Genomic DNA, 12,771 nt, shown 5'->3' with positions numbered 1-12,771 from the left:
GTTTTGCTTCAATTTCGTCGAATTGTTTTTTCCGTAGTCAGCGCACTGGCGCTGGCTGCACCGGTTTATGCAGGCAAACTCGCGATTGTGATTGATGACTTCGGTTATCGACCACACTATGAAAATCAGGTGCTGGCGATGCCGTCAGCCATCTCTGTCGCCGTCCTGCCTAATGCGCCTCACGCGCATGAAATGGCGACCAAAGCTCACAATGGCGGCCATCAGGTCCTTATCCATCTGCCGATGGCCCCCCTCAGCAAGCAGCCGCTGGAAAAAGATACCCTGCGCCCGGACATGAGCAGCGACGAGATCGATCGCATCATCCGCGATGCATACAATAAAGTGCCGTATGCCGTGGGTCTGAATAACCATATGGGCAGCGCGATGACCTCCAGCCTGTACGGTATGCTGAAAGTGATGCAGGCGCTGGAGCGTTACAACCTCTATTTCCTCGACAGCATGACCATCGGCAACAGCCAGGCGATGCGTGCCGCTCAGGGAACGGGCGTGAAAGTCATCAAGCGCAAAGTATTCCTGGATGACTCCCAGAACGAAGCGGATATCCGCGTCCAGTTCAACCGCGCGGTACAGCTGGCGCGCCGTAACGGTTCGGCGATTGCCATTGGGCATCCGCATCCATCTACCGTTCGCGTTTTGCAGCAAATGTTGCCGGGCTTACCCGCCGATATCACGCTGGTGCGTCCGAGCGATCTGCTCAATGAACCTCAGGTGGATACTTCCCGTCCGGGTAGCGCGCAACCACCCGCAACGCGGCCACGTAATCCATTCCGCGGCGTGAAGAACTGCACGCTGAAACAGCCGCCTGAACCGGTCTATGCAACCCGCTTCTTCACGGTGATTGGCGAAAGCATCAGCAGCAGTACGCTGGTTAAATACGTCCAGCAACAGTGGCAGGGTTGGGGAAAAAAAGCCTGATCGGCTAACGCCTATTCTGCCAGATAAGAGTCCGACTGCTCTTTTGCAACGGACTCTTTCTTTTCCCGATTCTGATACCAGGCCTTGAAATACTTCAAAAAACTGTACGCCGTGGCATAAAACCCTGTCACCACACCCACTTTGCCCTGACGCCAGGCACCACTAAACAGATACCATTTGAAAAATGCGCCGATAGCGCTGATCGCTCCGCGACCAAGAGAGGGACGTATCGTCTGATATTGAACCAGGCGAGTGGTATATCCGTTTAATTTATTGAAAAGTTCATGCAGTGAATAAAATGTATCATGTCTGACATAGCCAGGAATACGTTCAGAATGGAGAAAACCTTCGACCTGATCGTCTACTGGCCGGTTATTAAATCGCGACTGCGTACGGTTAAAAAGACGCACCGGATAATCCGGTGATGAGACGGGATAAATCGTTCGGACATTTTCTCCCAGAACAAACCAGTGACGACATATCCGCCACGCCATATCCGGTTCGGGTTCATCGCCCATTTTTAATTTTAAAATAGCATCAACGGTTTCTTGATCGAGTATTTCGTCGCTGTCCATGCACAGCACCCAGTCGTTGTGCGCATGGGATACGGCATGGTTCATCTGCTCGCCGTGCCAGCTATATTTTTTGAATATGGCCGACAATCCATAACTCTGGCAAATATATATCGTTGCGTCTGTACTTCCGGAATCAACTACAACGAATTCATCCGCTATTTTTAAAAGAGGAGGAATAACATCGTGCAACGTTCTTTCGGAGTTAAACGTTAATAAGCAGACCGTTATTTTAAACATTTTCTCACTCTCTCAATAACAACATAAATATTTTCGCTAATAGTATCTAATTGAGAAGAGGCGATTAAAGTCTTAAATCACACTTTTAAAATAAGCGTGTTTAAAACGTTTTCTTATAAAAAGACAAAGAAATACAAAAAATCTATTTTATTTCAACAAATTCTTTATAATGCGGTCAGATGAAGGGTAGCATACGGATTCAGACATGCCGCAAAAACGTAAAATCCTCCTCCTGGACACGGGCAAAGAATGGGGGGGAGGTACCAACAGTATGCTTGAGCTTCTGAAGCGAATCAACCGCGAAAAATTCGACATTACTTGTTGTTTTTACAGTGATTATAGTCGTGCTGAAGGTGAAACGATAGGCCAGGTGCTCAATAGCATTGGGATACCTCTACTCGTTATCCCTCAACGTAAGCAACCGGCATGGGCAAAACTCCTGAAAGAAGCGGGACGTGGTCTGCTGTTTTTCTCGCGTTCAGCGCGCAAAGCATTTACGCGGCATATCGATACCCTGTGGCGCATTCGCCCCAACGTCAGCAAGATCGAGACCATTTTCAGGGAAGGTGGATTCGATACGCTGTATATGAACAACCAGCCAGGCTCTAACGAAGAAGGGTATCTGGCGGGCGCAAACCTGCATGCGCGGATAATCCAGCACTGCCGGATTGAACCGGTGCTAACCCCGCCGCTGGTGAAGCTGGTGAATACCCATGCCACAAAAATCATCGCCGTCTCGCACGGCGTTGAACGTGTGCTACTTCAGCATGGCGTCCGGCCAGCGCTGTGTACCACGGTCAACAATGCCATCGACATCCACCAGCCTTTGCCCGACCGACGCGCGATGCGCCAGCGCCTGAACATTGATGATGACACGTTTGTGTTCGGCAGCGTTGGCTCGTTAATCCCTCGCAAGGCCAATCATCACACGCTGGAGGCGCTGGCCCAGTTCAACCAGAGGCACCCGCAGGCAAAATGGAAGATGGTGCTGGTCGGTGAAGGGGCTGAGCGCGGCGCGCTGACGGCACAGGCTGACGCGCTGGGGATTGCTGAACACGTGATTTTTACCGGTTTCCAGAACACGCCTTTTGACTACCTTGCTACCTTTGACGCGTTTATTCTGGCCTCGAAGAGCGAAGGTCTGCCGCGCGTCGTGCTGGAGGCAATGCTGCTGAACATCCCAGTGATTGGTTCAAAGGTGACCGGCACGGCAGAATTGATCGACCACGAGTCGACCGGCCTGCTGTTTCCGTGGAGCGATGTGTCGCAACTTGCTCAACACCTGGATAATATCTGGCAGGATCCTGCTCTGCGCGCCCGGCTCGCCGCAGCCGCGCACCAGAATGTCTGCAACGTGTATGCCATTGAAAGCTATGTTAACGGTGTCGAGGCCGTTCTTGGCGCGCAATAACCAAACGAGAAGAACATGTTTAAATTCCTGAATGCTCGCTACCGCCACATTACCGGGCGTCATAACATTCCGTACGCTTCCCTTCCGGTCACGCGCGATCTCGTTGCGGTTGATTCCATTGTGATCCCGTGTACGGGCGCGGATTTCGTCGAAGAGGCGTTATTATCAGCGACCTTTGCAGAGCGTTACGCCACCGACGTCAGCGAGATTGTTATCGTCAGCGATCAGCCTGAATCCGCTTTTGGCGAACTGCCGCCAAAAACCCGCGTTGTGACCCTCACGCCGCCAAAACGTGAAGAGGGGTACCGCTATAAGCAGATCTACCTCAGTCGTCTGGTGAAGCTTAATGCTCCGCTTCAGGCGCGCGGTGAAGGGGTGCTGATGATCGACTCCGATCTCAACCTGCTGAAGATGCCCCAGATCAACATGACCGATATGCACATCTACTCCAGCTTCCGTCAGGGCAAAATGATTGCCAAGCTGGACGGCGCCCCCGCAGAAAAAGTGCCGGCCTATTACAAAGAAACGGTGCGCCCGTATCTGGTCGATCACGTTAACGGCGCGTTTCTTGCGGCCACCAAAAAGACCTGGCGCCGTATCTGCCCGCTGTGGCTGACGCTGTTCCAGGATACCTGGGAGCTGATGGACGATACGCAGCCGCCGACCGATCAGCTGCCGCTCGCTGCGCTGCTGGACATGCTGGATGTAAAAACGGTTAACCTGGGCGACTGGATGAACTGGCCGGTCTCCAAGAAGATCGGCGGTCAGGAAGCCGTTGTGCCGAAAGAGGTGATTGGCGCGCACGGTGGTTTCCCGCTTTCCGAGTGGCAGAAGTATCTGGAATCGCCGGATAACAAACTGCTGTTCAAAGGTCAGGACTACACCCGCAAGGTGCGTTACCTGACGGACGAAGAGAAAAAGAATCAGTAAAAAAAGGGGCCGCTGGCCCCTTTTTCATTATTTATCCCAGCTCAGGATCACTTTCCCTGACTGGCCGGAACGCATCGCGTCAAAGCCCTGCTGGAACTCATCGATGGAGAAACGGTGAGTGATAATCGGGGACAGATCCAGACCAGACTGGATCAGCGCGGCCATCTTGTACCAGGTCTCAAACATCTCGCGGCCATAGATGCCCTTAATGAATAGCCCCTTGAAGATGACTTTGTTCCAGTCGATGGACATATCTGACGGCGGAATACCCAGCATCGCGATACGACCACCGTGGTTCATGGTGTCGAGCATGGTGCGGAACGCGGGTGGCGCGCCGGACATCTCCAGACCCACGTCAAAGCCTTCGGTCATGCCCAGCTCTTCCATCACGTCGGTCAGGCTCTCTTTCGAGACATCCACCGCGCGGGTGACGCCCATTTTGCGCGCCAGCGACAGGCGGTATTCGTTCACGTCGGTGATCACCACGTTGCGCGCACCCACATGCTTCGCCACGGCAGCCGCCATAATACCGATGGGGCCTGCGCCGGAGACCAGCACGTCTTCCCCCACCAGGTCGAAGGAGAGCGCCGTATGTACCGCGTTGCCGAACGGGTCGAAGATGGAGGCCAGATCGTCAGAGATATTGTCCGGGATTTTGAACGCGTTAAACGCCGGGATCACCAGGTATTCCGCGAAGCAGCCCGGACGGTTCACGCCCACGCCGACGGTGTTGCGGCACAGGTGGGTACGCCCACCGCGACAGTTGCGGCAGTGACCACAGGTAATGTGGCCTTCACCGGAGACGCGGTCGCCAATGTTGAAGCCTTTCACTTCCTGGCCGATGCCGACTACTTCGCCGACATATTCGTGGCCGACTACCATTGGCACGGGAATAGTTTTTTGCGACCACTGGTCCCAGTTGTAGATGTGAACGTCAGTACCGCAGATGGCGGTTTTACGAATTTTGATCAGCAGATCGTTATGACCGACTTCCGGCTCCGGTACGTCGGTCATCCAAATCCCTTCTTCCGCTTTCAGTTTGGATAACGCTTTCATCACACGTCCTCAGGCAATTACGCCCAGCTGTTTGCCGATGCGGGTAAAGGCTTCCACCGCACGTTCAATTTGTTCAGGCGAGTGCGCCGCAGACATCTGGGTGCGGATACGCGCCTGACCTTTTGGTACCACCGGGAAGAAGAACCCGGTCACGTAAATCCCTTCTTTCTGAAGCTCACGAGCAAATTTCTGCGCGACAACCGCGTCGCCCAGCATCACCGGAATGATCGCGTGATCGGCACCGGCCAGGGTGAATCCTGCGGCACTCATTTTTTCACGGAACAGGCGGGCGTTAGCCCACAGGCGGTCGCGCAGCTCAGCGCCGGATTCCACCATCTCCAGCACTTTAATAGAGGCAGCCACAATCGCCGGTGCCAGGGAGTTGGAGAACAGGTACGGGCGGGAGCGCTGACGCAGCCACTCAACCACCTCTTTACGCGCAGCGGTATAACCGCCAGACGCGCCGCCGAGCGCTTTGCCCAGCGTACCGGTGATGATGTCCACGCGGCCCATTACGTCGCAGTATTCGTGGGAGCCGCGGCCGTTTTCGCCGACAAAGCCAACCGCGTGAGAGTCATCCACCATCACCAGCGCGTCGTATTTATCCGCCAGATCGCACACGCCCTTCAGGTTGGCGATCACGCCATCCATGGAGAACACGCCGTCGGTGGCGATCAGCACGTGGCGGGCACCCGCTTCGCGTGCCTCTTTCAGGCGGGCTTCCAGCTCAACCATGTCGTTGTTGGCGTAGCGGAAACGCTTCGCTTTACACAGGCGAACACCGTCGATGATGGAGGCGTGGTTCAGGGCGTCGGAGATAATCGCATCTTCTGCGCCGAGCAGGGTTTCAAACAGACCGCCGTTGGCGTCGAAGCAGGATGAGTACAGAATCGCGTCTTCCATTCCGAGGAAGTTCGCCAGCTTTTGCTCAAGCTGCTTGTGGCTGTCCTGGGTACCGCAGATAAAGCGAACGGAGGCCATACCGAAACCGTGGGTGTCCATGCCGTTTTTCGCCGCGGCAATCAGCTCAGGGTGATTCGCAAGACCTAAGTAGTTGTTCGCGCGAAAGTTGATCACATGGCTGCCGTCGGCAACGGTGATGTCCGCCTGCTGGGCAGACGTGATAATACGCTCTTCTTTGAACAACCCTTCCGCACGTGCGGTCTCGAGGTCGCTGTTTAACTGTTTGTAAAAATCACCACGCATTGCAATTCTCCAGACTCGGCAAATTTTGGCACATATTACCCAAACCAATAGTTCATGACGAGATGACGCAGTATCTCTTCTCGTTTTTGCAGCATAAATCACGCGTACCCCTGCTGCATATCGGTGAATGGCTGAAGCCTGAGCATTGTGATGATATGATAAAGAGATTAGCGTTCGGGATATTCCCCGACTCATACTTCAAAGGTTACAGTTATGATCATCGTTACTGGCGGCGCGGGCTTTATCGGCAGCAATATTGTTAAGGCCCTCAATGACAAAGGCATCACCGACATTCTGGTGGTGGACAACCTGAAAGACGGCACCAAGTTCGTGAACCTGGTGGATCTGAACATCGCTGACTACATGGATAAAGAAGACTTCCTTATCCAGATTATGGCGGGTGAAGAGTTCGGCGAGATCGAAGCCATCTTCCACGAAGGTGCATGCTCCTCCACCACCGAGTGGGACGGCAAGTACATGATGGATAACAACTATCAGTACTCCAAAGAGCTCCTGCACTACTGCCTGGAGCGTGAAATTCCGTTCCTGTACGCCTCTTCCGCGGCAACCTACGGTGGGCGCACTTCAGATTTCATCGAATCCCGCGAATATGAGCAGCCGCTGAACGTCTACGGTTACTCCAAATTCCTGTTTGATGAGTACGTGCGTCAGATCCTGCCTGAAGCGAACTCGCAAATTGTCGGCTTCCGCTACTTCAACGTCTACGGGCCGCGCGAAGGCCACAAAGGCAGCATGGCGAGCGTGGCGTTCCACCTGAACACCCAGTTAAATAACGGCGAAAGCCCGAAACTGTTCGAAGGCAGCGACGGCTTCAAGCGTGACTTCGTCTACGTGGGCGACGTGGCGGCAGTGAACCTGTGGTTCCTGGAAAATGGCGTGTCCGGCATTTTCAACCTGGGCACCGGCCGCGCGGAATCCTTCCAGGCGGTGGCAGACGCGACGCTGGCGTACCATAAGAAAGGCAGCATCGAGTACATTCCATTCCCGGATAAGCTGAAAGGCCGCTACCAGGCATTCACTCAGGCGGATCTGACTAACCTGCGCGCCGCAGGCTATGACAAGCCGTTCAAGACCGTTGCCGAAGGCGTAACGGAATATATGGCCTGGCTGAATCGCGACGCATAAGTATGAAAATTCTGGTGATCGGCCCGTCATGGGTGGGCGACATGATGATGTCGCAAAGTCTCTATCGCACGCTCAAGGCGCGTTATCCCCAGGCGATAATCGACGTGATGGCACCCGCATGGTGCCGTCCGCTGTTATCGCGTATGCCGGAAGTGAACGAGGCGATCCCGATGCCGCTCGGCCACGGGGCGCTGGAAATCGGTGAACGCCGCAAACTCGGCCACAGCCTGCGCGAGAAACGCTATGACCGCGCCTACGTGCTGCCTAACTCCTTCAAATCTGCCCTTGTGCCCTTCTTTGCGGGCATCCCGCATCGTACCGGCTGGCGCGGTGAAATGCGCTACGGCCTGCTGAACGATGCCCGTGTGCTGGATAAAGAGGCCTGGCCACTGATGGTCGAGCGCTACGTGGCGCTGGCCTACGACAAAGGCGTGATGCGCAGCGCGAAAGATCTGCCGCAGCCGCTGCTGTGGCCGCAGCTCCAGGTAAGCGATGGGGAGAAATCCCACACCTGCAACGCATTTGGCATTTCGTCCGAACGCCCGATGATTGGGTTCTGCCCTGGCGCGGAGTTTGGTCCGGCAAAACGCTGGCCGCACTATCACTATGCAGAGCTGGCGAAACAGCTTATCGATGAAGGCTATCAGATTGTGCTGTTTGGCTCGGCGAAAGATCATGAGGCGGGCAATGAAATTCTCGCCACGCTCAGTACCGAGCAACAGGCCTGGTGCCGAAACCTGGCCGGGGAAACGCAGCTCGAGCAGGCGGTTATTTTGATTGCCGCCTGTAAAGCCGTGGTGACGAACGACTCCGGTTTAATGCACGTCGCCGCCGCGCTGGATCGTCCCCTGGTTGCGCTGTATGGCCCAAGCAGCCCGGACTTCACGCCGCCGCTGTCGCACAAGGCGCGCGTGATCCGTTTAATCACCGGCTACCACAAGGTGCGTAAAGGCGATGCCGCAGAAGGCTATCATCAGAGCCTGATCGACATCACGCCGCAGCGCGTCCTTGAAGAACTCAACGCATTGCTGTTGAGCGAAGAAGGATAACGGATGCGGGTATTGATCGTTAAAACCTCCTCAATGGGTGATGTTCTGCATACGCTGCCGTCGCTGACGGACGCCATGCGGGCCATTCCTGGCATCCGTTTTGACTGGGTGGTGGAAGAAGGCTTCGCGCAGATCCCCACCTGGCATGAAGCGGTTGATCGCGTGATCCCGGTGGCCATTCGCCGCTGGCGCAAAGCGTGGTTCTCCGCACCGATTAAAGCCGAACGCAAAGCCTTCCGCGAAGCGGTGCAGGCCCGGCGTTACGACGCGATCGTCGACGCCCAGGGGCTGGTGAAAAGCGCCGCGCTGGTCACGCGTCTGGCGCACGGCGTAAAGCACGGCATGGACTGGCAAACCGCCCGCGAACCGCTGGCGAGCCTGTTCTATAACCGTCGACACCATATTGCGAAACAACAGCACGCCGTGGAGCGCACCCGCGAGCTGTTCGCGAAAAGCCTGGGCTATGCAAAACCTGAAGCCCAGGGTGACTACGCTATTGCACAGCATTTTTTGCGCGAGACGGAGGAGCATGCCGAGCCGTATCTGGTGTTCCTGCATGCCACAACGCGCGACGATAAGCACTGGCCGGAAACGCACTGGCGAAGGCTGATTGAACTAATGCAACCTTGCGGTATCCATATTAAACTCCCGTGGGGCGCTGAACATGAGCGTCAGCGTGCGGAGCGTCTGGCAGCCGGTTTTTCCCATGTCGAGGTGTTACCCAAACTCACGCTGGCGCAAGTTGCCGCACAGCTGGCGGGCGCAAACGCCGTCGTTTCTGTGGATACAGGGTTAAGCCATTTAACCGCCGCACTGGATCGACCTAATATCACGATTTTCGGCCCGACCGATCCGGGGTTGATCGGGGGTTACGGTAAAAACCAGCATCAGATGGTCAGCCCTACGCAACAAACGAAGGATATTAGCGCAGATGCTATTTTTTCATTTTTACAGGGCAGCCATCGGCTTTCCAACAGGGATATTTAACCCATGAGTTATGTATTTCTGCTGATTTTACTCTTTCCGGTGAAACTCATCCGGAAGCTGTTTCGAAAGGACACGGGCAAGAACCTTGTCATTCAAACAGCCAAAATCGGTGACTTTATTAATGCGACGCCTCTTCTGGCCTGGCTGCAAAAAAGCGATGTGTTGATCAGTCGCAGCGTTGGCGCGCTGGCGAAGCATGATGAGACTATCGAGCAGATCTATTTTATTGAGCAGCATAAGCGCAACCTGTGGCGTAAACTGTGCTTCGCGTGCAGGATCATGAACCGCTACGACAACGTCTACCTGCTACAGCCCAACAGCGTGAACCTCTTTTTTGCCGCCGTCTGCAATGCCAAAAACAAACAATTTTTAAGCATTTACACGCGCAGGTGGTATCACGGGATTTTCTATCTCGCGGCCGACGGTACCGTTGAGCATGGCAAAAAAACGCTTTCGGTGACGAACTACCTGAAACTGGCCGACCGCTCGCTCACATGGCAAGACTCTCCCAAGCACGCCACAAAGCCGCTCTTCAAGCCGACGACCTGGCCGGCTATTCTTGATAAACCTGACGTTATCCGCATCGGCATCAGTATTGCGGCAGGCAATAAAGCCAAAACCGTCCCTCCGGTTATCTGGAAGCGGATTGTTGATCAACTCGCTGATTTACCCTGCGAGTTTTATGTCTTCGGCGCGCCAAACGAACAGTCGTGGATGGATGATATCACCCGCCTTTACGGTGAAATCCCTAATTTTATTAATCTTATTGGCAAAATTTCGCTAGAAGAGCTTCCCTGGGCCATTTCAAAGATGGACTGCTATATCGCGTCTGACTCGGGGAATGTCTATATCGCAGACGCCGTCGGCGTGCCGGTGGTCCTGCTGTTTGGACCGTGTTGTCATTACGAACAGCGTCCGCTTGGCAATGTGATGCTGATCGGGAATGACGACAACATTTGTTCTTATGTGTTTGAAACGCGCTATTACTTCCCGCAAGAACGGGAAGCGCTATTCTCTGTCACTGACTCCGCGTTACACGATCTTCAGCAGTTTGTCCGTACATTACCCAAAGCCCGCTCACTGGCTAGCGCTACCGACGCTCAAGGAAACTAATTTTTATGGCTTTTTTAAGCGTCATTATTGCTGCGCATAACGCTGAAGCTACGCTGCACGCCACGCTTTCAAGCCTGCTGGCAGCAATCGGTCAGGACACTGAAGTCATTATTTTCAATGACAGTTCTGAGGATGCCACGCAGGCAATAATTGAAGAGTGGTCGCCGAAATTTCCTCAGATCATCACGCGCACCGTGAACTTTCGTAACGTAGGCCGGGTACGAAACAGCGCTGTCGCGCTGGCATCGGGAGAGTATATTACGATGCTCGACAGTGACGATTGCTTAAAGCCGGGCAGCCTCGGGGACGCAATAGCCTTCCTGAAAGCGCAACGTCCGGATATGTTACTGACACGTTTGCTTGAGATTCGCGATCCCCGGAAAATGACTTCAGACTGGCAGGGATTTAATCCTGTGCCATTGCCACAACATGAAGCAGTCGCTCGTTTCTTGCGCCATAAAGACTTTCAGGCGCATCTCATTGGCCAGTTTATTCATCGTAGCCTGTACGAGAGTAACCCTATTCCTCCGATGTTATGTTATGAGGATTTCGCTGTCTTCCCTGGAATGCTGATGCAATCGAACAAAATAGTCTATCAACGCCAGGGGCATTATTATTACATCAAGCGTCGCGACAGTTTGTCGAGCACTCTGGACGCCAGCAAAATTTCAACGCTTGTCGAATGCACGTTACAGATGGAAAGAACATTTCCGTCAAGCTACAAGCATCTCGTCAATTGCCACTGGTTTGATATTTACAGCAACCATCGGTCCTGTCTTACAGACCAACAATTGCAGCTCGTGAAACAACGCGTAAAGGCCATGTATACATTGTCTTTTTTCCTCTCCACCGATGTTCGTTTTAGCTATAAAAAAAGGGTTATTGAGGCATTATGGAAAAAATAAAACCACGGCTCTATCAACTGACGATCGCTTTGAGCCTCATCTCTTTGATACTGGCTTTAGTCAGTTCAGGGAAGCAAAGAGAGTTTTTCTATATTGCTATTTACGTCAGTATTATTGGCCTGGCTTTCGAATATAAAAAAATCACTCTGCGACCTTTTACTATAGCGCTGCCCATTCTGCTGATTGGATTACTTAACCTCGGCTGGTATTTACTCTATGAGTATCATAACGAGGGACTCAACCTTTACAGCGACTATCTCGGTGCCAGCAAAAAATTAATTTTAGCGAGTGTCCTGATTTTCTATATTGACCGCTTTAAGTTTTATATCGATAAGGACACCTTCAGGAAATTTTTCTTCTTCGCAACGGCCTTAGGGTTTGTGCTCGCCACAGGGTATGGCTTGTGGCAGGCCTCACAAGGTATGACTCGCGTTGAGATGGCAATTAACCGTGCCACCGTTTCAGCCTATGTTTATTCTGTCCTGTCACTGGCTTTCGTATACAGTCTTTACCTTCAACAGAACGTGAAGCTGTATGTTGTTGCGGGCTTCACTATATTAATCTCTTACTTCGTCATACTGTTGACGGGGACCCGTGCTGCGATGGGTTTATATCTGCTTCTGGCAATTGTGCTCACGCTTTATCATTTCAGAAAGATTCATCTTAAATCCGCCCTCATCTTTCTATGCATTGTTGCAGGCGTTGTAATCGTTAGCTACAAACCATTGATTTCGCCGAAAATAAAACAAACCCAACGTGAGGTTGAACGTTATCAACAAGGTTTTGACCGCACGTCATTGGGCGCACGTTTTTCGATGTGGACTGTCGGGATCGAGAATGGTCTTGCGCATCCGTTAGGGCAATCGCTGGAACAGCGTGAAGCGTGGACGCGGCAGTATATTAAAGACGGACATCCGCACCTTGGCAGTGCACTCGAATACATCAAAGTTCATCTGCATAATGAATTTATTGAGAAATACTCTTTGCAGGGGATCCCCGGCGTAGCGGTAATGCTCTTTTTCTTCGTTTCGATGATTGCGTATGCCCTACGAAACAGAAACGCGCTGCTGCTAACGTCAATGCTTCTTTTGCTTTTGTATGGACTGACGGATGTCATACTGCTCAGTTCAGAAGCCTTAATCTTCTTTATGATTTTGTTTGCGTTAAGTACACCTTTCTCACAAACAAAGCAGCAATAACAAATATGCCCGCCTGGCGGG

General features: G+C 53.1%; 12 protein-coding genes. 9 read left to right on the top strand and 3 right to left on the bottom strand.

Features of this window, described 5'->3' with window-relative positions:
• The first annotated feature begins 3 nt into the window (after window positions 1–3).
• Window positions 4–936 carry a divergent polysaccharide deacetylase family protein gene (locus DD597_RS20665; RefSeq protein WP_032634365.1) on the top strand — a complete coding sequence of 311 codons (933 nt, stop codon included), beginning with the start codon at window positions 4–6 and terminating at the stop codon, window positions 934–936.
• A gap of 11 nt (window positions 937–947) precedes the next feature.
• Here DD597_RS20665 and DD597_RS20660 read toward each other — a convergent pair whose 3' ends face one another.
• Window positions 948–1,748: a glycosyltransferase family 2 protein gene (locus DD597_RS20660; RefSeq protein ID WP_023323978.1), complete on the bottom strand. Its 801-nt coding sequence runs from the start codon at window positions 1,746–1,748 to the stop codon at window positions 948–950.
• Between the two features lie 205 nt (window positions 1,749–1,953).
• Here DD597_RS20660 and DD597_RS20655 point away from each other — a divergent pair, with 205 nt between their 5' ends.
• Both DD597_RS20655 and DD597_RS20650 read left to right on the top strand, forming a co-directional pair.
• A complete protein-coding gene (locus DD597_RS20655) occupies window positions 1,954–3,159 on the top strand; it encodes a glycosyltransferase (RefSeq protein WP_032608205.1) in 1,206 nt (401 codons plus the stop codon).
• 15 nt (window positions 3,160–3,174) lie between these two features.
• Window positions 3,175–4,089 carry a hypothetical protein gene (locus DD597_RS20650; RefSeq protein WP_023323976.1) on the top strand — a complete coding sequence of 305 codons (915 nt, stop codon included), beginning with the start codon at window positions 3,175–3,177 and terminating at the stop codon, window positions 4,087–4,089.
• A gap of 27 nt (window positions 4,090–4,116) precedes the next feature.
• Here the strand turns inward: DD597_RS20650 and tdh are convergent, their stop codons facing one another.
• Both tdh and kbl read right to left on the bottom strand, forming a co-directional pair.
• Window positions 4,117–5,145, bottom strand: coding sequence for an L-threonine 3-dehydrogenase (gene tdh / locus DD597_RS20645; RefSeq protein ID WP_017383610.1), 1,029 nt, complete (start codon window positions 5,143–5,145; stop codon window positions 4,117–4,119).
• 9 nt (window positions 5,146–5,154) lie between these two features.
• Window positions 5,155–6,351, bottom strand: coding sequence for a glycine C-acetyltransferase (kbl, locus tag DD597_RS20640; protein ID WP_129256553.1), 1,197 nt, complete (start codon window positions 6,349–6,351; stop codon window positions 5,155–5,157).
• A gap of 213 nt (window positions 6,352–6,564) precedes the next feature.
• Here kbl and rfaD point away from each other — a divergent pair, with 213 nt between their 5' ends.
• From rfaD to DD597_RS20610, 6 genes are read left to right on the top strand one after another with little or no spacing between them, the layout of a single operon-like run.
• Window positions 6,565–7,497 carry an ADP-glyceromanno-heptose 6-epimerase gene (gene rfaD, locus DD597_RS20635; protein WP_003860858.1) on the top strand — a complete coding sequence of 311 codons (933 nt, stop codon included), beginning with the start codon at window positions 6,565–6,567 and terminating at the stop codon, window positions 7,495–7,497.
• A gap of 2 nt (window positions 7,498–7,499) precedes the next feature.
• The gene (gene rfaF, locus DD597_RS20630) at window positions 7,500–8,546 is read left to right on the top strand and encodes an ADP-heptose--LPS heptosyltransferase RfaF (RefSeq protein ID WP_003860863.1); all 1,047 of its coding nucleotides are present in this window, start codon (window positions 7,500–7,502) and stop codon (window positions 8,544–8,546) included.
• Between the two features lie 3 nt (window positions 8,547–8,549).
• On the top strand, window positions 8,550–9,533 hold the full coding sequence (rfaC, locus tag DD597_RS20625; protein ID WP_022646632.1) for a lipopolysaccharide heptosyltransferase RfaC: 984 nt from the start codon (window positions 8,550–8,552) through the stop codon (window positions 9,531–9,533).
• A 3-nt stretch (window positions 9,534–9,536) separates the two neighbouring features.
• Complete coding sequence (locus DD597_RS20620; protein WP_022650153.1) at window positions 9,537–10,646, top strand: glycosyltransferase family 9 protein; 1,110 nt, start codon at window positions 9,537–9,539, stop codon at window positions 10,644–10,646.
• A gap of 5 nt (window positions 10,647–10,651) precedes the next feature.
• The gene (locus DD597_RS20615) at window positions 10,652–11,551 is read left to right on the top strand and encodes a glycosyltransferase family 2 protein (protein WP_048243326.1); all 900 of its coding nucleotides are present in this window, start codon (window positions 10,652–10,654) and stop codon (window positions 11,549–11,551) included.
• Window positions 11,539–12,750 (top strand): O-antigen ligase, encoded by a 1,212-nt coding sequence (locus tag DD597_RS20610; RefSeq protein ID WP_023315170.1) that lies wholly within the window; start codon window positions 11,539–11,541, stop codon window positions 12,748–12,750. Before DD597_RS20615 ends, DD597_RS20610 begins: the two co-directional genes overlap by 13 nt.
• Window positions 12,751–12,771 lie beyond the last annotated feature (21 nt).

This window comes from Enterobacter cloacae complex sp. 677-3DZ2D5B (assembly GCF_004136695.1).
In the GTDB taxonomy this organism is placed as follows: Bacteria; Pseudomonadota; Gammaproteobacteria; order Enterobacterales; family Enterobacteriaceae; genus Enterobacter; species Enterobacter hormaechei_C.
Note: the sequence above shows the minus strand (reverse complement) of the source record. Positions and strands in the feature narration are given on the sequence as shown.

Coding starts and splice junctions, on each gene's coding strand:
- DD597_RS20660 (WP_023323978.1), bottom strand. CDS start 1,748: ATGTTTAAAATAACGGTCTGCTTATTAACGTTTAACTCCGAAAGAACG.
- DD597_RS20655 (WP_032608205.1), top strand. CDS start 1,954: ATGCCGCAAAAACGTAAAATCCTCCTCCTGGACACGGGCAAAGAATGG.
- DD597_RS20650 (WP_023323976.1), top strand. CDS start 3,175: ATGTTTAAATTCCTGAATGCTCGCTACCGCCACATTACCGGGCGTCAT.
- tdh (WP_017383610.1), bottom strand. CDS start 5,145: ATGAAAGCGTTATCCAAACTGAAAGCGGAAGAAGGGATTTGGATGACC.
- kbl (WP_129256553.1), bottom strand. CDS start 6,351: ATGCGTGGTGATTTTTACAAACAGTTAAACAGCGACCTCGAGACCGCA.
- rfaD (WP_003860858.1), top strand. CDS start 6,565: ATGATCATCGTTACTGGCGGCGCGGGCTTTATCGGCAGCAATATTGTT.
- rfaF (WP_003860863.1), top strand. CDS start 7,500: ATGAAAATTCTGGTGATCGGCCCGTCATGGGTGGGCGACATGATGATG.
- rfaC (WP_022646632.1), top strand. CDS start 8,550: ATGCGGGTATTGATCGTTAAAACCTCCTCAATGGGTGATGTTCTGCAT.
- DD597_RS20620 (WP_022650153.1), top strand. CDS start 9,537: ATGAGTTATGTATTTCTGCTGATTTTACTCTTTCCGGTGAAACTCATC.
- DD597_RS20615 (WP_048243326.1), top strand. CDS start 10,652: ATGGCTTTTTTAAGCGTCATTATTGCTGCGCATAACGCTGAAGCTACG.
- DD597_RS20610 (WP_023315170.1), top strand. CDS start 11,539: ATGGAAAAAATAAAACCACGGCTCTATCAACTGACGATCGCTTTGAGC.